Source organism: Enterobacter sp. MGH 37, assembly GCF_000534515.1.
Taxonomy (GTDB): Bacteria; Pseudomonadota; Gammaproteobacteria; order Enterobacterales; family Enterobacteriaceae; genus Enterobacter; species Enterobacter kobei.
Window position 1 is genome coordinate 573,172 of sequence record NZ_KI973205.1, and the last position, 19,224, is coordinate 592,395.

Consider the following 19,224-nt stretch of genomic DNA (forward strand, 5'->3'; position numbering starts at 1 on the left):
CAGTTAATGAATTTATATGCAATAAAAATGATTAAATATTGTTTTTATGGCACAAAAAAGCGGATAACCAGAAAGTTATCCGCATTGATTAATCACATTTATGCACTTCTTGCCGGGTGGCGCTGCGCTTACCTGGCCTACGATCTGCGCTCAAACGCTAAAGCTTTACGCTCAATCAGGCGCATCATCAGCGTTAACAGGCCGTTCACGACCAGATACACCACGCCCGCCGCGCCGAAGACCATCACGTCATAGGTGCGTCCATACAGCAGCTGTCCGTGGCCCATCACTTCCATCAGGGTGATGGTATAGGCCAGAGAGGTACTCTTGAACACCAGCACCACTTCGTTGGAGTAAGAGGAGAGCGCACGCTTAAAGGCGTACGGCAGCAGGATCGCCAGCGTGTCTTTCTTGCTCATGCCGAGCGCCCCACAGGACTGCCATTGCCCTTCCGGGATGGCACGAATCGCGCCGTAGAACAGCTGGGTGGTATAGGCCGCGCTGTTCAGGGAAAGGGCGATCAGGGCGCACAGCCACGGCTCAGAGAGCAGATGCCAGATAACCGGATATTCCTGCAGCGACGGGAACTGTCCCGGGCCGTAGTAAATCAGGAAGATCTGCACCAGCAGCGGCGTACCGGTAAACAGGGTGATGTAGCCGCGCACAATCCATACCAGTACCGGCGTTTTCAGCGTCAGGACGATGGTGAAGATGAGCGCCAGGATCAGCGCCACGATAATGGACGCCACGGTCAGCGTCAGGCTGGTATGCAGCCCTTTCATGAGCTCCGGGAAATATTCAAGCATCAGCCTGGTCTCCGTTCAAAGCGCGTCGCCCGCAGGTCAATACGCTTGAGGATGTACTGACTGAGCAACGTGATCACCAGGTAGATCGCCGCCGCCACAATGTACCAGGTAAAGGGCTCCTGGGTACGGGTGGCGATGCTTTTGGTTTGCAGCATCAAATCGTTAACGCTGATCAGGCTCACCAGCGCGGTATCTTTCAGCAGCACCAGCCACTGGTTACCAAGGCCCGGCAGGGCATGGCGCCACATCTGCGGCATGACCAGACGGAAGAAGATCGCTGATTTCGACATACCCAACGCCTGACCCGACTCCCACTGCCCCTGCGGCACGGCTTTCAGCGCACCACGCAGGGTTTGCGACGCGTACGCCGAGTAGAGCAGGGAGAGGGCTATCACGCCGCACAGGAACGGGCTGACGTCGAAGTTTTCAATCTGCATCTGCACCGGGATCTGCGCAAAGCCAAGATTGACAGTGAAGCCATCCGACAGCGTAAGCAGCAGCTGCGAGGAGCCGAAATAGATAAACAGGACCACCAGAATTTCCGGTAGTCCACGCAGCACAGTGACCAGCGCGGAGCCTGTCCAGGCGACGGGGAACCATTTCGCGGACTCCCACACCGCAAAGAACATCGCCAGCACCAGGCCGATAATCAGTGCGCAAACGGCAAGGCCGACGGTCATCCCGGCGGCGCTTGCTAAAGGAAAAATTTCATTCATCAGGAATTACTTCTGGAACCATTTTTTGTAGATGGTTTCGTAGGTGCCGTCTTTCTTCACTTTTTCCAGCGCAGCGTTGAACTTCTGCTGCAGCTCAGTGTTGCCCTGACGAACGGCAATCCCTAGACCGGTACCGAAGTAGTCCTTATCGGTCACTTTGTCGCCTACTGGCGCCAGTTTATCGTTCGCTTTCAGCCACTCGGTCACGACCGCGGTGTCGCCAAAGACGCCGTCAATACGACCATTTTGCAGATCCAGCTTCGCGTTCTGGTAGCTGTCATACGGAACGGTGGTGATTTCCGGATGCTTATCCATGATGAATTTCTGGTGCGTGGTGCCGTTCTGCACGCCCACTTTTTTGCCTTTCAGCTGATCAACAGAGGTGAATTTCCCTTTCTGACCAATGAACAGCGCCGAGTTGTCGTAGTAAGGGGTCGTAAACAGCACCTGCTTTTCACGCTCAGGGGTGATGTCCATACCGGCCATGACAGCATCGATACGGCGGAACTTCAGGCTTGGGATCAGGCTGTCAAACGCCTGGTTGCTGAAAGTGCAGGTCGCATCGATCTCTTTACACAGGGCGTTTGCCAGGTCTACGTCAAAGCCAACAATTTTATTGTTTGCATCAATGGACTCAAACGGAGGGTAAGACGCTTCCGTGGCAAAACGAATGGTCTGGGCTGCGGTAGCGGAAAGGGTAACGCCAGCAAGCAGCACGGCAAGTAATACTTTTTTCATTATATTTCCCCTGACACAATCAATGAGATAAATAGTTTTTGAAGGCATCGGTTTGCGGGTTAGCGAAGCAGCTCGCATCACCTTGCTCAACGATATACCCATTTTCCATATAGACCACACGGCTGGCGGTTTTACGCGCCACTTCCACTTCGTGGGTAACGATGACTTGCGTGATATTGGTTTCCGCCAGCTCACGAATAATGCTGACGATCTGAGCGGTGATTTCCGGGTCCAGCGCCGCGGTCGGTTCATCAAACAGCAAAACCGCCGGTTCCATCATCAACGCACGGGCAATCGCCACACGCTGCTGCTGACCACCCGAAAGATGCAGCGGATAACGGTCACTGTAAGGCTTAAGGCGCAGACGCTCGAGCAGCTTTTCGGCACGGGCGATGGCCTGATCCTTACTTAACCCCAGCACGCGGCACGGGGCTTCAATCAGGTTTTGCAGCACCGTCAGATGCGGCCAGAGATTGTATTGCTGGAAGACCATGCCGACGTTTTGACGCAGCTCGCGAATCGCTTTATCAGACGGCGTTTTCGCGAAATCAAAATGGTTACCGGCAATCGCCAGCGTACCTGAACGGGGCATTTCAAGCAGATTAAGGACACGCAGAAGGGAGCTTTTACCTGCACCGCTTGGGCCAAGCAAAACCAGCGTTTCGCCTTCCGGGCAGTTCAGCGTGATGTCAAACAGCGCCTGGTGTGCGCCGTAGAAGCAGTTAATGCCGTTTAGTTTAATACTCATCGGGGCAGTCTTTACTCATCCAGGCAATCTATAGCAATTGAGGCCGCAGATAGTACCGTTGACAGAATAGTTATGCAATATTTCTGCGTTAAAAGTTAAATATAACCCGTATTTCCTCTTAAACATAGCACAAAATAGCGAAGGGCAAAGGCGGCGAGTATAAATGTCGGCATTCCGCGAGAAATGCCGGACATTTTACGGGGGTAACATTTTTATAACTGATGGTTTAGCGGTTCTCAATCGACTGGCGCAGCGTGCCTGCCGGGGCATGAACGCTGCCGCCAATGTAGCGTACGTCGTCGACAGCCCAGCACTGACCTTCACGGATCATCAGTACCTCATCCTGCCAGGACTGGGTCCCCTGGGTCAGCTTGACGCGCAGCGGAATGTTTCGCGCATCGGTGTTGGGAATGGTAGAAGCGCTGGCCACTTCCGCACTGTCCGGCAGCGTGGTACGGCTGGAGAACGGATCGGATTTAAGCAGGGTATTATGCTGCGGATCGCGGGTGGCGTCGTTGAGCAGTTTTGCCAGACCGTCACTCAGGTAAGGGCGCAGGCCGGTGAGATCGTTGCTGCGGTGCTGAATGCGGTAATCATAGAACTGCTGCGCCACGGTGTCCGGGCCGCCGTCAATGCAGGGGCCGCTGCGGGTACCAATATCCTTAAAGGCTGGCGTGACCGTGGTGGTACAGGCGCTGAGCACCAGCGCGCAGGGCACCAAAAGTGTTAAAGCAGAGTAGCGCATGTTGATTTCCTTATTTATTAACTATCCTTTCAATCATAGCGTAACGAACCGATAATGCTGTGCCTAAGGCATTGAACGCTAAAGAAGGAGAGAAACTATGCAGTTTTCAACAACGCCAACCCTGGAAGGGCAAACAATAACCGAGTATTGCGGCGTGGTGACCGGGGAAGCAATTCTCGGTGCTAATATCTTCCGCGACTTTTTTGCTGGCATCCGTGACATCGTGGGTGGACGATCCGGTGCCTACGAAAAAGAGCTGCGTAAAGCGCGAGAAATTGCCTTTAAGGAGCTGGGCGAGCAGGCCAAGGCGCTGGGTGCGGATGCGGTTGTCGGCATTGATATCGACTACGAAACGGTCGGGAAAGATGCCAGCATGCTGATGGTGAGCGTCAGTGGAACGGCGGTGAAAACCCGTCGATGAAGCGTTCGCTCTCCACTCTCCTGCTGGCGCTGTTGCTGGCAGGATGTACCTCGGAAAAGGGCATTGTTGATAAAGGCGCGTACGAGCTGGATACCCGTCATCAGGCGCAGGCGGCCTACCCGCGAATAAAGGTGCTGGTGATCCACTACACCGCCGATGATTTTGACACGTCGCTGGCGACCCTAACCGATAAAAACGTCAGCTCTCATTATTTGATCCCCGCAAACCCGCCAGCACCGGACGGCAAGCCGCGTATCTGGCAACTGGTACCCGAGAGCGAACTGGCCTGGCATGCTGGTATCAGCTTCTGGCGCGGTACCAACCGAATTAATGATACGTCTGTGGGCATTGAACTTGAAAATCGTGGCTGGCAAAAGTCTGCTGGCGTAAAGCGTTTTACACCTTTCGAACCCGCGCAGATTGCGGCGCTGGTGCCACTCGCCAAAGACATCATTGCCCGCTACAACATCAGACCTGAGAACGTGGTGGCCCATTCGGACATTGCGCCGCAGCGCAAAGACGATCCTGGTCCGTTGTTCCCGTGGCGACAGCTGGCTCAGCAGGGGATAGGCGCATGGCCCGATCCCGCGCGCGTCGCATTTTATATCAACGGACGACCACGCTTTCAGGCGGTGGATACCGCAGCGTTACTCGATTTGCTTGCGCGCTACGGCTATGACGTACCGGCCAACAGCACCCCAGCGCAGCAAAAACGTATCATCATGGTCTTCCAGATGCACTTCAGGCCTGACCTGTGGAATGGCGTCGCAGATGTCGAAACGATGGCTATTGCTGAAGCGCTTTTAGAGAAATACGGGCAGGGGTAATCCTTCGGATATCCCCGAAAGCGCCCGTTACTCCTGATTTACTTGAGATTAATCTTAGGTACAAACTCAATTCATTTTTAGTTAATTGACTTAAAATTATCCGCATTTAAGATAGACACATAGCTTGCTAATTAATGCAGCAAATAAATATATCTCATTCATCTTTTATTTTTCTCCTTGAGCGTATCATCAGGAAAAATATTCTTAGGCTAAGGTTTTTTTTGCTTTGGTCTGCATACTAAAAATTAACATCTTAAATCGGGTATAACAATGTTAAGTATTTACGGTAAAAAGTTACGTCCACAGGACGAAATGAATAGTATTATTTCTGCAACCTCAGGTTTTGAAGAGAAAACCTTAAAGAAATGGCAGAAAATATCCACCTCTGATTCACAATATATTCATATTATCGTCAGCGGCGAAGTTGAATTCCGACGTGAATCCGACGAACTGTGTATGTTCACGGTTACCGGCCAGTGCATTTTTGGTCTCTCTTCGATGTACTACGACGCGACCCATATGTACGGCCTCGTTCGGGCCAATACCGTGGTGCGCTCAATTAAAAAAGAGACCTTCGCACAGCTTATGACGGATAACAATTTGTGGCCTCAACTGACCAAAGTTCTCTCCTGGTATATTTGTATGTTGAGCAAACGTGACGATGTTCTGGTTGCCCGCAGTGCCTATTCAGTCGTACGTGAGTTTTTATACGAGATCAATGACCTGATTGTTCATCAGCAACGCGATATTAACGTTCATGATTATATTCAGGAGTACACCAACCTGGCTCGTAGCACCATCATTAAAATTCTTTCCGATCTCAAAAAAGGTCAATATATTGTTGTGGAAAAGGGAAGACTCCTTAACCTGACAGCCTTGCCTGAAAAATATTAACTACTCCAGCCGGTCTCCTTTCTCACTCAAAGGGGACCGGGCATCCACTTTATGATTCACATCCCTCTGCGAATTATCCTGCGTTTCGTCAACCGGCGGCGCGGGAATTTTGCCTTGCGAATAATCTTGCTCTTGTTCTTTTAACGCCTGCTTAAGTAACTCGCTTATAGAGGCGTCATCACTGCCTGTGCTGGCGGAGGCGGCTTCGTGTGCTTCGGTTCCGGGTAACGTATCCCGGGAAGTATCATGGGGCACGTCACCATCAGGTGCCTGCTGCCAGTCGGCATCATCGCTGTTGATGGGCAGATCCTGCATGGCAGGAACATCCTCCTGCACCGGAGCAGGTTTTGGCTGCGGATGCGGATGGGGATGCGGGAACGGCTTGCTCACATACACATAGTGCATATCTGAAAGCTGCGTTTCCGGTTTCGCGGCGCTTGCTTTGACCGGTTCCGGCGCCGGATGGCGCAGGTTCCAGTAAACATGCGCGTACAGCCCTGCCATGATCATGGCGCACAGAGCCACCATTCCTAAAAAGGCATGGCTAACGATGTTTCTCAGACGGGGGAGGCGGTATGAAAACCAGACCGCCTCGCCGGTGGTGTAACTGCGCTGAGCCGCAAGACAGATGGTAGACATTAGGAATGCTTCTCCTGCGTGTTGGCGTCGGGTGTGGCATGCGTGGTCTGGAGCAGTACGCTCGGCGCGGTATGGGTTTCACGCATCAACTGCATCAACGTATCTTCGCCAGGAATGCCATCCACATGCAGATGCATTTTTTGCTGGAATTCGCGGGTGCGTTTCATCATCTCCGCCGTCCAGGTCTGCGAATGGGTTTCTGGCTGGCCAAGCGCCAGGCTCAACTGCTGGTCAAGCCAGCCCATGTCTTTCGTGTCGCTGGCGGCACTGATAGCGTCTTTACCTTCCGGCGTCAGGCGGTGCAACTGGGTAAAGTTGCCGGTCGCATGCTGGTTAAACCAGCGGCGGCTTACCTGCCAGGTACGGTTATTCATCAGCAGGTCGAGTGACGTATCTCCGACGCGGGCGACCACGGCATAGTTAAGATGATCGCCGGTTTTCAGCTCGCTCACCCACGGATACCCCTCCTGGGCCAACGCATCGGGTGAGGCATTCCCCTGTTTACACATCAGGTTCACCTTCGCGGCGTTCTGGCACAGGGCATCATCCGCCGAGGCGTCATACCCCCACATCAGGTAGAGCTGATGCATGGCATCCGGCTGATTAACCATTTCGTTGTCGATGACCGGCACCACCGGTGCTTCAACTTTTGGCGCCTGCTGTTTCCAGCTGACGGGTACCGGGAGTTGAACCGGAAGTTTTCCGGCGATCGACGACGTTAAATACCAGCCGCAGGCGGCGAACAGCACTGAGGCAAAAAGCCCCACGGTTGCCAGGCGCTTACCGTGTTTTTTCGCCGGGAGGATCTCCCCTGCCGCCAGCCGTAAATGACGCGGGCTGACCTGGGCTGCACGTTCGGTCCAGGCAGCCAGCATCGACAGATGCGACAGTTCATTCAGTTTGCTGATATTCCCTTTGGTCAGCGCATGCATTTTACGCACGCGTGCCGGGGATAACGGTGCGTTCTCGCACCCGTGTTCTTCACACTGCGCCTGTACATAGCTGAGATATTCCCGGCAGGTAAGGGGACGCAAAGTGTGGCGGGTGTGCGCATATTCACGCAGCTCAGATTGCTGCATCAGAACAATGTCCCGATCCGCCGCGCCCGTCAGCACCACCGACAGGCGAAACGCCAGCTCCTGGGCACGGGTGAGTAGCATCGCCAGCACCTCGTGACAGCTCTCTTTCATCGCCTCGCAATGGCTAACGATCAGTATCTTCGCCCGGTTTTTTTCCGCCTGCCACTGGTGCAGTACGGCATCCACCGCCTGAATCCGGTTCTTGTTCTCTTTGGTTCCCGGGCTGAGCTTGTACAGCAGGCTACTGGCACTCAGTTTTGGAAACGCATTAATAGCAAGCACGTCGGGGTGGGCAGATTTGAGGGCGTCACTGAACTGCCCCAGCAGAGGGGCATCGTCGGAAAAGAGCCCGATAATTCCCGCCTGTTGGGTTTTCTCCTTCAGCAGGTTGAAAACATCCTGATGATAAGGCACCAGAAAATCGCCGTTTGAGCGGACGATCTTCCGAAAGGGCGGATTTTTAAAATTAAAGTGCTTCTGATACATAACGACTTACCGTCTCTGATTGGGAATAGCAACAGGACGAGAAAGTAAAGCAACGCCAGGGTGTGGTCAATTTACACACAGGGTAAAAATATCCACTGGACGATGCCTAACATCTGGATTTTATACGGTCAATAGTTTTCTGTATGAAAGTTAGTGGCAAAGTCAGTGGTCGAATTTACAGCAGCTCATTACTATTTCCTCACATGTTAGCGCAGCACGACGCTGCTTATTTTCGCTTTGCTATAGGCCAGATGAAAAATGAGGTTCTCATTTCTGTCACGGTGGATAACCCCCTGTATTATGTTTGCGCTGTTGCTATTTTGCGGCCAACAAGGGTATCTGACGTTTAAAGATTATAAAAAAGTTACAAATAAGTTGGCTAATTCTGATGTGCAGCCGCTGAAAAAACGTCGCGAAGAAAAATCCTTCACGCTTTTCACGGCTGCTGTTCGCCAGGATAACGTCGAGATAGCGGCAAAAGCGCCGCTGGCAGCGGAGATCGAAGGTATCGTGCGCAGTGATGATGCCTGGCTCTCCTTCGCCGTCATTAAAACCCCCGGAGGGGCGAGAAGCTACCGGGAGGGCGAGCCGTTGACCGGTTTTACCGACGCGTTTGTTCAGGAAATTAATAAAGATAATGTGGTGGTTAATTATGAAGGTGCTACGCAGGTACTCGCATTAAATAAGCCGGATTATTTTAAGGGCGGCGTTGACAGCGGCCCGGTGACGAAATCGACGAAGGATGCAGGCGCGGAAAGCGTGCATCTGGATGATTATCTGGTGTTAAAACCTCTGATCGAAAAAGGCCAGCTGGAAGGCTACAACATTAATCCAAGGAACGCCTCCGCCTTCTTCAGTCATTCAGGACTGGAAAAGGGGGATGTGGCGGTAAAAGTAAACTCTGTCGATATGACCGATGAAGCAAAGGCAAAAAATATTATTGCCAACTGGTCGAAAATGAAAGAAGCGGAGGTCGTCGTCAGACGTCACGCTCACCTTGAAAATATTCGGATTAATGTTCTAAACAATTAACAAGTGTACAGCCATGAAGAAATTTCCTTGGGCGTGCGTGGCGCTGACCGCATTGTCGTTATATTCAGGTTCGCTGTTCGCGGCGAACTTTAGCGCGAGCTTTAAAAATACCGATATTCGGGAGTTTATCGATACGGTAGGCCGCAATCTTAATAAAACCATTCTTGTCGATCCGTCCGTTCAGGGCACGGTATCCGTAAGAACCTATAACGTGCTGACGGAAGATGAGTATTACCAGTTCTTCCTGAGCGTGCTGGACCTGTACGGCCTGTCGGTGATCCCGATGGACAACGGCATGGTCAAAGTGGTGCGTTCAAGCGTCGCCCGCACCGCCGGGGCGCCGCTGGCGGACAGCAGCAACCCGGGCAAAGGGGATGAAATCATCACCCGCGTCGTGCGCATGGAAAATGTGCCAGTACGCGAGCTTGCTCCGCTGTTGCGCCAGCTCAACGACGCAACCGGCATCGGTAACGTGGTTCACTTTGAGCCGTCCAACGTACTGCTGTTAACCGGTAAAGCCTCGGTGGTGAACCGCCTGGTGGATCTGGTGCAGCGCGTGGATAAAGACGGTGTTCAGCGCCGTGAAATTGTGCCGCTGCGCTTTGCCTCTGCCAATGAGCTCTCAGACATGTTGAACAACCTCAACAACGAAGAGCAGAAAGGGCAGAACGCACCGCAGCTGGCCACGAAAGTGGTTGCGGATGACGAGACCAACAGCCTGGTGATCAGCGGCTCGGAAGCGGCGCGCACCCGCACCCGCTCTCTGATTCATGAGCTGGATCGCGAGCAGAACAACGAAGGGAATACCCGCGTGTTCTATCTCAAATACGCCAGCGCCACCAAGGTGGTGCCGGTGCTGACCGGGATTGGCGAACAGCTGAAAGACAAAGCGGGCGCGCCAAAGGCGAAAACCGCCGCCGCGTCCAGCGATCTGAATATTACCGCCGACGAGTCAACCAACTCTCTGGTGATCACCGCGCAGCCTAACGTGATGAACTCCCTGGAGAAGGTGATCGACAAGCTCGATATCCGCCGTCCGCAGGTGCTGGTGGAAGCCATCATTGCGGAAGTACAGGACGGTAACGGCATGGATCTGGGCGTGCAGTGGACCAGCAAGCACGGCGGCGTCCAGTTCGGATCCACCGGCCTGCCAATCGGGCAGGTCAAAAATGGCACGATGAAAGGGTTGTCGTATACCGGTCTGGCGACCGGCTTCTTTAACGGTGATTTTGGTGCGCTGATGACTGCGCTCTCCACCGGGTCCAAGAACGACATTCTTTCTACGCCAAGCGTGGTCACGCTGGATAACAAAGAAGCGTCGTTCAACGTCGGTCAGGATGTGCCGGTACTGTCCGGTTCGCAAACGACCAGTGGCGACAACGTCTTTAACTCCGTTGAGCGTAAGACGGTGGGGACCAAGCTGAAAATCGTGCCGCAGATTAACGACGGCGACATGATTCATCTGAAGATTGAACAGGAAGTCTCCAGCGTTGACGCTAATGCGACTGAAGACGCCAGCCTCGGCCCAACCTTCAACACCCGTACCATCAACAACGAAGTGATGGTACACAGCGGCCAGACCGTGGTGTTGGGCGGTCTGATGGAAAACGTCACCAAAGAGACCGTCTCCAAGGTGCCGCTGCTGGGCGATATTCCGCTGGTGGGCCAGCTGTTCCGCTACACCTCTGAGGATACCTCTAAACGTAACCTGATGGTGTTCATCCACACCACGGTGCTGCGCGACGACGACAACTACAGTGCGGCGTCGAAAGAGAAATATGACCAGATCCGTGCTCGCCAGCAGCAGCGCATGGAGGAGAAAAAGCTGGGCATCGTAACAAACAGCAATAACCCGGTGATGCCAGCATATCCGTCCGCGCCTTCTGCCGACGCGGTGCCGGTGAAAACCAGCGCAGCCGCAACGCGCAACCCGTTTAAACAGTAAGGCGGAGGGGCAACGTGGACGAACTGAGTAAAACCCTGTGTAGCAGCAGCTATGCAAAAGATAACGGCGTTTTATTTTACAACAATGACGTCTTTATCCGTGAAGACACCCCGGCATTTGCGCTGCTGGAAGTGCGCCGGGTGCTGGGACGCACGTTCGTCCCGGTGACTCTGACGCCAGAGGCCTTTGACGAGCTGCTGGCGAAAATCTGGCAGCAGAGCAGCGGCGTCTCTCAGCAGCTGGTGGACGATATGGACGCGGATATCGATCTGATGGCGTTAACCGAGGAGATCCCGGATAACGAGGATCTGCTCGACAACGACGAAAACTCGCCGGTGATCCGCCTGATAAACGCCATTCTTGGCGAGGCGGTCAAAGATGGCGCGTCGGATATTCATATCGAAACCTTTGAGCGCACGCTGAGCATTCGTTTTCGCGTCGACGGCGTGCTGCGCCCGGTGCTCCAGCCAGCGCGCAAGCTCGCGCCGCTGCTGGTGTCGCGCATCAAGGTGATGTCAAAACTCGACATCGCCGAGAAGCGTTTGCCGCAGGATGGACGTATCTCCCTGCGCATCGGCCGTAAGGCAATCGACGTGCGTGTATCGACCATTCCTTCGCAGTACGGCGAGCGTGTGGTGATGCGTCTGCTCGATAAAAGCAATCTGAAGCCCGACATCAACAAGCTTGGCCTGATTGATGAAGAGCTGGAAAAGTTGAAAGGGCTGATTGACCGCCCGCACGGCATCATCCTGGTCACCGGGCCGACTGGCTCCGGTAAAAGTACCACCCTGTACGCCATTCTTTCGGCGCTGAACGGTCACGAACGCAACATTCTGACCGTAGAAGACCCGATTGAATACGAACTGGAAGGGGTGGGGCAGACGCAGGTTAACCCGCGCGTGGACATGACCTTTGCCCGCGGACTGCGCGCCATTCTGCGTCAGGATCCGGACGTGGTGATGATCGGGGAAATTCGTGACGGTGAAACCGCGCAAATTGCGGTGCAGGCGTCGCTCACCGGTCACCTGGTCATGTCTACGCTGCACACCAACAGCGCCGCGGGGGCGATCACCCGTCTGCGGGATATGGGGCTGGAATCCTTTTTAATTGGTTCATCGTTGCTCGGTGTCATTGCCCAGCGTCTGGTGCGTCGGCTGTGTACGCACTGCCGGACCACCAGTCCGCTGGACGCCAATGAGAAAGCGCTGTTCAGCTTTATGGACACGCCGCCAAAAGCCATCTACCGCGCGGTGGGCTGTGAACACTGCCGCCAGAGCGGCTACCAGGGGCGCGCCGGTATTCATGAGTTTCTGGTGGTGGACAGCACCATGCGCCGCGCCATTCATGAAGATAAAGACGAAATGTCCATTGAAACGCAGCTCTTTAAGCAGGCCTACAGCCTGCGTGAGAACGGCCTGCTGAAGGTCATTAGCGGCGTGACCTCTCTCGAAGAGGTGATGCGCGTTACCGCCGAGCGTGGAGGAGATGCGTAATGGCCTTCTACGCCTGGACGGCAACGGATGCAGCGGGGAAAACCCAGCGCGGCACGCTGCAGGCTGAGGGGCAAAAGCAGGTTCGCCAGATGTTGCGCGAGCAAAAGCTGATGCCCGTCAGCATCAACGAAACCCGTGAGGCTGCGTCTGCCGGAAAAGCGAAAACCGGCGCAAAGCTCTCTACGCCGGTGCTGTCGATGTTTACCCGCCAGCTTTCCACGCTGGTCAACGCGGCGCTGCCGCTGGAGAGCGCGCTCAAAGCGATTTCCAAACAGACGGAAGACAAAAAGCTGGCGGCGATGGTGGTTGAAATTCGCGAGAAGGTGGTGGAAGGGCACACGCTGTTTGACGCCTTCAGCCAGTTTCCGCGCACCTTCGACAAACTCTACTGCACGCTGGTGATGGCCGGTGAAAAGACCGGTCACCTGGGCGACGTGCTGGAAAAGCTGGCCGAATACAACGAGCAGCGTCAGAAGATGAAAAGCAAGCTGACGCAGGCGATGGTCTACCCGATTACCCTGACGGTAGTGGCCATTGCGGTCATCAGCATTCTGCTGGTCGCGGTGGTGCCGCAGGTGATCGAACAGTTCACCCACATGAAGCAGCAACTGCCGATCACCACCCGCACGCTGATTGCAGTGAGTGATTTCCTGCAGGCTTACGGGATTTATATCGCGGGCGGCATCGGCGGGGGGATTGTCGGTTTCAAAGCCTGGGTCAGAAACGTCAAAAACCGCTTTCGCTGGCACAGCTGGCTGGTGAACGGTTCGCCGATAAAAAAACTGGTGTGCGCCATCAACAGCGCCCGCTATATCCGCACCCTGAGTATTCTGCAGGCCAGTAGCGTACCGCTGCTGGAGGGGATGTATATCGCAATGGACGGTATCGAAAACCTCTACGCCCGGCAGGTGCTGGAGCAGGCGGCGGATACCGTCCGCCAGGGGGCATCGCTGTATGCCGCACTGGAGCAGGCGAGACTCTTCCCGCCGACCATGCTGTATATGATTGCCTCCGGGGAAGAGAGCGGCGAATTAGGCAATTTAATGGACCGCGCGGCGGAAAACCAGGAATCGGGATTACAGCATCGCATTACGTTAACGCTGTCGGTATTTGAACCGGCGCTGGTGGTATCCATGGCAACGATTGTTTTATTCATCGTGCTGTCAATATTACAACCGCTTCTGCAACTTAATAATATGGTAGGTTAAATCATGGCTTTAAAACGTAAAAACCTGGCTCGCCAGGCGGGCTTCACATTGCTCGAATTAATGGTGGTCATTGTTATTCTCGGCGTACTGGCGAGTATGGTGGTGCCCAATTTAATGGGTAATAAAGAAAAAGCGGATGCCCAAAAGGCGACCAGCGATATTGTCGCGCTCGAAGGTTCGCTGGATATGTATAAGCTGGATAACCACCGTTATCCGACAACCGAACAGGGCCTGCAGGCGCTGGTGACCAAGCCGGAAATCGCGCCAATCCCGAACGGCTACCGCGCGGATGGCTATATTCGCCGTCTGCCGCAGGACCCATGGGGTAATGATTATCTCCTCGTAAGCCCGGGTGAGCACGGTGCGGTTGACGTCTTCTCGTCTGGCCCGGACGGTGAAGCCAATACCGCCGATGATATTACGAACTGGTCTCTGGATAAGAAAGAGAAATAATGAAAAATCAACGCGGCTTTACGTTGCTGGAAATTATTCTGGCGCTGGTGATATTTGCCAGCTGCGCCATGATGGTGGTGTCAACAATACCTTCGCGCAGCGGTGCGGATATATTTGGCCAGCAATTAAAAGCCCTCGTTGATTATGGTTCAGACCGTGCGGTGATGGACGGAAATATCGTCGGGCTGGTGATCACCACGGATAACTATCAGCTGGTGACGCTCGAAGATAAAGAGGGCGAGCGTCGCTGGGTACCGTTATCCGCGGGCCGTATCACTACCAAAGGTGATTTCCCGGAGGAGATGCACGTATCGCTCTCGCCGCAGCGCCTGGCCGCGACGCTGACGTCCGATCCGCAGGTGCTTTTTTTGCCGGACGGCGAAATCAGCCGCTTCACGCTGACGCTGCAAAGCTATGACAAAGAGCACCATTTCCGCGTGGTGTCGCAAGGCGCGGCGCCCGTATCGGTAGAAAACGATGGCTAACGGTAAGAAAAAGCAAACGGGGATGACGCTGCTGGAGGTCATGGTGGCGCTGGTCATCTTCTCCACCGCCGCGCTGGCGCTGATGAACTCGGTGTCTCTGAACGTGCGTTTCACCCACGGCCTGGCCGATACGCTGCAGGCCAGCTGGGTGGCGGAAAACCAGCTGGCGGAAGTGCAACTGACTAAAAGCGACTTTCCCGATGCCGAAGAACGGGGAAGCGAAACCATGGGCGGGCGCGGCTGGACGTGGCGTAAACAGCGCATCAAAACGGCGGACAACCGCTGGGCAAACGCCATCAGCGTTTATGCGGAAGGCGACGACAGCCAGCCCGTGATATCGCTGCAGATTGTGCCGCCGGGAGAGATCAAGTGAACAAAGCCCGACGCCAGCGCGGATTTACCCTGCTGGAGATCATGATTGCGCTGACCATTTTTGCGGTGATCAGCACCCTGGCCTGGCAGATTCTGGACGGCGCGATGCGCACCAGTTCAGCAACCGACGCCAGCGCGGCGAAGCTCAATCAGCTTCAGCGCGCCTGGAGCCTGATGGAACGCGATTTTTACCAGCTTCAGGCGCGCGCGCCGCGCAACGAGCCGGACCTGTTCCGTCAGGTCGATGATGCGCTGGAACTGACCACGCTCAACGGCGTGAGCGGTACGGTGCAGCTCGAACGGGTGCGCTGGCGGCTGGAAGAGGGGCGTCTTTACCGCGATGTCTGGCCGGTCATTGACAGCCCGGCGGACGTTAAACCGGACGAAGTGCCGATCGTCAGCGAGGTGAAATCCCTGACGTGGCGTTTTTACCGTCAGGGCTGGCAGAAAAGCTGGAGCGACCCGGCGCATCTGCCGGACGGGGTTGAGCTGACGCTGACGATGGAAAACGGTGATACCTGGCGCTGGGTCTTCACGACCCCGGGCGATCTGCCTTCGGTGGCTGCACCGGCACCTGCCACCGGGTCAGAAGCCGCGCCTGCCGCCGCGCCAGAGGCAGGGACTGCGCCGCAACCCGCGCCACAACCTGCTCCGGAGGCGAAACCATGAGTGCCTTACGCAAACAGAAAGGGGTGGCGCTGCTGGTGGTGTTGATCCTGCTGGTGATGATGTCGGCCCTGGCCGCCAAAATCAGCCAGCAGTTCTGCCGCAACCTGCAGAAAACGCATTATCAGGTCAGCCAGCAGCAGCTGCGCTGGGCGATGCAGGCCCAGGAAAAAGTGGTCAAAGACCGTCTGCAGAGTGACGCCAGCGGCGAGAGCAACGCGCTGTCACCGGAAGGGGACTGGCAGCAGCCGCTGGAAACGCAGGGGGAAGATTACACGGTGGTAAGCCAGGTCGAAGATGCCCAGGACTGCTTCAACGTTAATAACCTGCTGGCAGCAGAAAAGCCTGCCCAGGGGCAAGCGCAGACTACCGTGCCGGAAAAGCCGCGCAACGAGCGAATTGTTGAGCAGATCCTGACGCAGAGCGGGCTAAGCCAGTCCACGGCGGAAGAAGTTTACCTCCAACTGGTGGACTACCTCGATGGCGACACGACGACGGCCAAAGAAGGCGCCGAGAGTGATGCCTGGGCAGGCGTCGTGCCTGCCCGTCAGCCTGCTAACCAGATGATGCGCACCATTGCGGAGATCAAACTGCTGCCTGCGTTCCCGGCGGCGGCATATCCGAAGGTAAGCAAACTGCTGTGCGCGTTACCGGACACCGCCAGCAAGGTGGATGTGAATACCCTGAAACCGGAGCAGGCCGCCTTACTGGCCGCCCTGTTCCCGGAGAAATTAACTGAAGATGACGCCCTTCGCCTGATTGAATCGCGTCCTGAAAGCGGCTGGGAAAACATGGAGACCTTCAGCAAAGCGCTGGAGCAAACCTTCCCGCAGCTGAAAGATGACCTTCCGCAGGTGGCAGAGCTTCTCTCAATAAATAGCCGGTATTTCCGCGTTAACTACACCGGCAATACCGATGAATTAACGCTTCGTGTGGTAAGCCAGCTTCAGGTTAATAACGAAGCCGGTGAGATCGTGACGTGGCAGCGTCGTTACCGAATGATTGAATAAGAAAAGTAGATCGCTATGAAACAGGTACTTTTTGTTCGTCCCGACAGCTTCGAGGGCGGGAAAATAATGTGGTGTGTCTCCGGCACTCAGCAGGTGGAAACCGTGGCTAGCCTGGAGGCACTGGCGGATCATCCGCTGGCGACGCGCGTATGTCTGCTGTTGCCGGCCAGCAGCATGATCTTCCGCCATTTTACGTTGCCGAAAAAGGTCGCTTCTCTGGCGACGGCGTTCTCGTGGATGGCCGAAGAGACGCTGATTGGTGACGTGGACTCGCTTCACTGGACCGTGCTTAGCAAAAAGGGCGCAGAGGTCGACGCGGTGGCGATCGATGCCGACAGTCTTCAGGCGTGGTTAACCCGCTGTCAGGAGGCGGGTCTGACGGTTGTGCAGGCGCTACCGGATGCCTGGCTGCTGCCCGTGACGGCGGGCGGCAGCACGCTGGTTGCCGAAGGTGAAACCTGGTGGCTGCGGTTATCCCCGCACGTCGCGGGTGAAATGGAGGCCAACCTGCTGCCGCTGCTGATGCAGAAAGCCGGAGAGGGTGAGGTCTGCTGCTACGGTGATGCACCTGCCGGTGTGGATGTCGATGTTGTGCTGCCCTGGCAGCATCCGCTGGTGCTGATTCAGCCCCAGTGGCAGGCCTGCCGCGTCACGCTTCTGCACGGGGCGTTCAGCGCCAAAGCCAGCAATGGCAAAGCCGCCAGACGGTTAAACGTGGCGATGGCCGCCGTAGGGCTGTTCTCCCTTAGCCTGCTGCTGGGGCCGCGCATTGCGATGGCCTGGATGCTGGTACAGCAGGAAAATCAGATCCAGCAGGAGATCCAGCAGGTCTACGAACACCATTTCCCGAGCATGCGTCACAAGACCAATATTAAGTACCACTTTGGTCAAAACATGAAGAAGCAGGGTAAAGGGATCTTTCTTCAGTTTGACGATCTGGAGAAAGCCCGACAGGCCGTTCCGGCAATGGAAATCGACCTGCTGGAATACGATGCGCGGCAGAATACGTTGACGCTGAGCGTCAGCGCACAAAACCAGACCGCATTACAGACGTTTGTGAACCAGGCCAGTGAGAAATTTGATTTCACCCTGCAGCCCGTGTCCACGTCAGCACCTTATACCGCCATGATCGCAGGGAAATATAAATGAAACAGCGAATTGCGCAGCTTAAGTCTCGTTACCAGAATTACAGCGCCAGGGAAAAAGTCATTTTAAAAATATGTGCCGCCGCCCTGCTGGGGGCCGCGGTCTATTACGCCGGGGTTATGCCGCTGGATAATATGATTCAAAATAGTGCTTCGACCCTGGCCAGACAAAAAGAAACCCTGAACTGGATGCGCAGTGAAATAGATAAAAACCATTTGCAGGTTCAGGTAACCAAAACAAATAACCCGCGTGCGCTGGTGGAAAATAGCGCCCAGGAGATCCATCTTCCCCTGACGGATGTGCATCAGGATGGACAAACGTTATCGTTCGTGGTCAGCCGCGTGAACGTTTATGAATTAAAGAACTGGCTGCGGGAAATTAACCAGACCTCCGGCGTCAGGCTGCAGAAAATGAACCTTACGCCGGTGGATCATCTCAGCGACGTGAAGGCTGAAGTGCAACTCACGTGGGGTAAAACCGCATGAACAGCGTTGCGCTGATGCGGGACGTCTACCCGGTGGGGTTCGCGAGCGCGAGCGCGGTGTTAGGAGGCATGGTGGGCAGTTTTCTCGGCGTTGTCGCCGAACGCGTGCCGGCCATGGTAAGGGAAGAGGAGGGATGCGGAAATCTGCTCTTTCCGTCCTCGCACTGCCCGGTGTGCCAGCACGCGCTGGCGGCCTGGGAGAATATTCCGCTGGTGAGCTGGCTGCTTCTGCGCGGGCGATGCAGCCAGTGCAAAACCGCTATCCCGCTGCGAATCTTTCTGGTTGAGCTGGTTTCCGCCCTGTTTTTTGGCCTGACGGCGTGGTGTATGCCCGACGTTCAGGCGCTGTTTTCTCTGTGGCTGCTGGCCGGCTTTTTACTCCCGCTGACGATGATTGACTGGCGGCATCAATTGCTTCCGGATTGCCTGACCCAGCCGCTGCTCTGGGCGGGACTGTTGCTTCATGCGTTCGATCACCAGTTGCCGCTACGCGACGCGCTGCTCGGCGCGGTGGCGGGCTATATGTCTCTTTGGTTGCTTTACTGGGCGTTTCGTCTGGCTACCGGGCGGGAAGGTCTGGGATACGGTGATTTCAAGCTGCTGGCGGCATTAGGTGCCTGGTGCGGCTGGCAGGCTCTGCCCACGATTGAACTCGCAGCCGCACTGAGCGGTATCGTTGGGTATTTTGCTTTAAATAATTCAAATAAAAATAACCTCACTATTTCTTTCGGACCTTACCTTTCTTTTGCTGGAATAGTTGTGTTTATTGGGCAGCAGTTTGCTTTCATATTTTAAATATACAGGTCAAGCTTTTTTATAAATTTTTTCAGC

22 protein-coding genes are annotated in these 19,224 nt (G+C 55.0%); 15 read left to right on the plus strand and 7 right to left on the minus strand.

Annotation, left to right across the window (positions count from 1 at the left end):
• Nucleotides 1-137 precede the first annotated feature (137 nt).
• The 5 genes from artM to L383_RS20920 all read right to left on the minus strand — a co-directional run bounded on the left by artM (nucleotide 138) and on the right by L383_RS20920 (nucleotide 3,753).
• Nucleotides 138-806 (minus strand): arginine ABC transporter permease ArtM, encoded by a 669-nt coding sequence (gene artM, locus L383_RS20940; protein WP_014883161.1) that lies wholly within the window; start codon nucleotides 804-806, stop codon nucleotides 138-140.
• Nucleotides 806-1,522, minus strand: a complete 717-nt coding sequence (artQ, locus tag L383_RS20935; RefSeq protein WP_014883162.1) for an arginine ABC transporter permease ArtQ — start codon at nucleotides 1,520-1,522, stop codon at nucleotides 806-808. Before artQ ends, artM begins: the two co-directional genes overlap by 1 nt.
• A 6-nt stretch (nucleotides 1,523-1,528) precedes the next feature.
• Nucleotides 1,529-2,260 (minus strand): arginine ABC transporter substrate-binding protein ArtI, encoded by a 732-nt coding sequence (gene artI, locus L383_RS20930; RefSeq protein WP_008500032.1) that lies wholly within the window; start codon nucleotides 2,258-2,260, stop codon nucleotides 1,529-1,531.
• A 19-nt stretch (nucleotides 2,261-2,279) separates the two neighbouring features.
• Nucleotides 2,280-3,008, minus strand: coding sequence for an arginine ABC transporter ATP-binding protein ArtP (gene artP, locus L383_RS20925; RefSeq protein ID WP_008500030.1), 729 nt, complete (start codon nucleotides 3,006-3,008; stop codon nucleotides 2,280-2,282).
• A 226-nt stretch (nucleotides 3,009-3,234) separates the two neighbouring features.
• On the minus strand, nucleotides 3,235-3,753 hold the full coding sequence (locus L383_RS20920; RefSeq protein WP_014883164.1) for a lipoprotein: 519 nt from the start codon (nucleotides 3,751-3,753) through the stop codon (nucleotides 3,235-3,237).
• Nucleotides 3,754-3,850: 97 nt separating this feature from the next.
• Between L383_RS20920 and L383_RS20915 the strand changes: the two genes are divergently transcribed.
• The 3 genes from L383_RS20915 to L383_RS20905 all read left to right on the plus strand — a co-directional run bounded on the left by L383_RS20915 (nucleotide 3,851) and on the right by L383_RS20905 (nucleotide 5,895).
• On the plus strand, nucleotides 3,851-4,174 hold the full coding sequence (locus L383_RS20915) for a heavy metal-binding domain-containing protein (protein ID WP_023332507.1): 324 nt from the start codon (nucleotides 3,851-3,853) through the stop codon (nucleotides 4,172-4,174).
• Nucleotides 4,171-5,001, plus strand: coding sequence for an N-acetylmuramoyl-L-alanine amidase (locus L383_RS20910; RefSeq protein ID WP_023332508.1), 831 nt, complete (start codon nucleotides 4,171-4,173; stop codon nucleotides 4,999-5,001). The genes L383_RS20915 and L383_RS20910 overlap by 4 nt, the downstream gene beginning before the upstream one ends.
• A gap of 270 nt (nucleotides 5,002-5,271) precedes the next feature.
• Complete coding sequence (locus L383_RS20905) at nucleotides 5,272-5,895, plus strand: helix-turn-helix domain-containing protein (protein ID WP_023332509.1); 624 nt, start codon at nucleotides 5,272-5,274, stop codon at nucleotides 5,893-5,895.
• Here the strand turns inward: L383_RS20905 and L383_RS20900 are convergent, their stop codons facing one another.
• Together L383_RS20900 and L383_RS20895 are read right to left on the minus strand one after the other, a co-directional pair.
• Nucleotides 5,896-6,534: a hypothetical protein gene (locus tag L383_RS20900; protein WP_023332510.1), complete on the minus strand. Its 639-nt coding sequence runs from the start codon at nucleotides 6,532-6,534 to the stop codon at nucleotides 5,896-5,898.
• A complete protein-coding gene (locus tag L383_RS20895) occupies nucleotides 6,534-8,099 on the minus strand; it encodes an ExeA family protein (protein WP_023332511.1) in 1,566 nt (521 codons plus the stop codon). The genes L383_RS20900 and L383_RS20895 overlap by 1 nt, the downstream gene beginning before the upstream one ends.
• Before the next feature lie 300 nt (nucleotides 8,100-8,399).
• Here L383_RS20895 and gspC point away from each other — a divergent pair, with 300 nt between their 5' ends.
• Genes gspC through L383_RS20835 form a run of 12 tightly spaced genes read left to right on the plus strand, consistent with a single transcriptional unit; the run spans nucleotide 8,400 to nucleotide 19,188 of the window.
• Complete coding sequence (gene gspC / locus L383_RS20890; RefSeq protein ID WP_014883170.1) at nucleotides 8,400-9,131, plus strand: type II secretion system protein GspC; 732 nt, start codon at nucleotides 8,400-8,402, stop codon at nucleotides 9,129-9,131.
• A gap of 13 nt (nucleotides 9,132-9,144) precedes the next feature.
• Nucleotides 9,145-11,076 carry a type II secretion system secretin GspD gene (gspD, locus tag L383_RS20885; protein ID WP_023332513.1) on the plus strand — a complete coding sequence of 644 codons (1,932 nt, stop codon included), beginning with the start codon at nucleotides 9,145-9,147 and terminating at the stop codon, nucleotides 11,074-11,076.
• A gap of 14 nt (nucleotides 11,077-11,090) precedes the next feature.
• A complete protein-coding gene (gene gspE / locus L383_RS20880; RefSeq protein ID WP_014883172.1) occupies nucleotides 11,091-12,569 on the plus strand; it encodes a type II secretion system ATPase GspE in 1,479 nt (492 codons plus the stop codon).
• Complete coding sequence (gene gspF / locus L383_RS20875) at nucleotides 12,569-13,777, plus strand: type II secretion system inner membrane protein GspF (RefSeq protein WP_014883173.1); 1,209 nt, start codon at nucleotides 12,569-12,571, stop codon at nucleotides 13,775-13,777. Before gspE ends, gspF begins: the two co-directional genes overlap by 1 nt.
• Nucleotides 13,778-13,780: 3 nt before the next feature.
• On the plus strand, nucleotides 13,781-14,230 hold the full coding sequence (gene gspG, locus L383_RS20870) for a type II secretion system major pseudopilin GspG (RefSeq protein ID WP_014883174.1): 450 nt from the start codon (nucleotides 13,781-13,783) through the stop codon (nucleotides 14,228-14,230).
• A complete protein-coding gene (gene gspH, locus L383_RS20865) occupies nucleotides 14,230-14,715 on the plus strand; it encodes a type II secretion system minor pseudopilin GspH (RefSeq protein WP_014883175.1) in 486 nt (161 codons plus the stop codon). The genes gspG and gspH overlap by 1 nt, the downstream gene beginning before the upstream one ends.
• Entirely contained in the window at nucleotides 14,708-15,088 is a 381-nt protein-coding gene (gspI, locus tag L383_RS20860; protein WP_023332514.1) for a type II secretion system minor pseudopilin GspI, read from the plus strand. Before gspH ends, gspI begins: the two co-directional genes overlap by 8 nt.
• Nucleotides 15,085-15,756, plus strand: a complete 672-nt coding sequence (gene gspJ, locus L383_RS20855; RefSeq protein WP_023332515.1) for a type II secretion system minor pseudopilin GspJ — start codon at nucleotides 15,085-15,087, stop codon at nucleotides 15,754-15,756. The genes gspI and gspJ overlap by 4 nt, the downstream gene beginning before the upstream one ends.
• Nucleotides 15,753-16,763, plus strand: coding sequence for a type II secretion system minor pseudopilin GspK (gene gspK / locus L383_RS20850; protein WP_023332516.1), 1,011 nt, complete (start codon nucleotides 15,753-15,755; stop codon nucleotides 16,761-16,763). The genes gspJ and gspK overlap by 4 nt, the downstream gene beginning before the upstream one ends.
• A 15-nt stretch (nucleotides 16,764-16,778) precedes the next feature.
• A complete protein-coding gene (gene gspL / locus L383_RS20845; protein ID WP_023332517.1) occupies nucleotides 16,779-17,912 on the plus strand; it encodes a type II secretion system protein GspL in 1,134 nt (377 codons plus the stop codon).
• Entirely contained in the window at nucleotides 17,909-18,394 is a 486-nt protein-coding gene (gspM, locus tag L383_RS20840; protein ID WP_014883180.1) for a type II secretion system protein GspM, read from the plus strand. Before gspL ends, gspM begins: the two co-directional genes overlap by 4 nt.
• Entirely contained in the window at nucleotides 18,391-19,188 is a 798-nt protein-coding gene (locus tag L383_RS20835; protein WP_023332518.1) for a prepilin peptidase, read from the plus strand. The genes gspM and L383_RS20835 overlap by 4 nt, the downstream gene beginning before the upstream one ends.
• Nucleotides 19,189-19,224 lie beyond the last annotated feature (36 nt).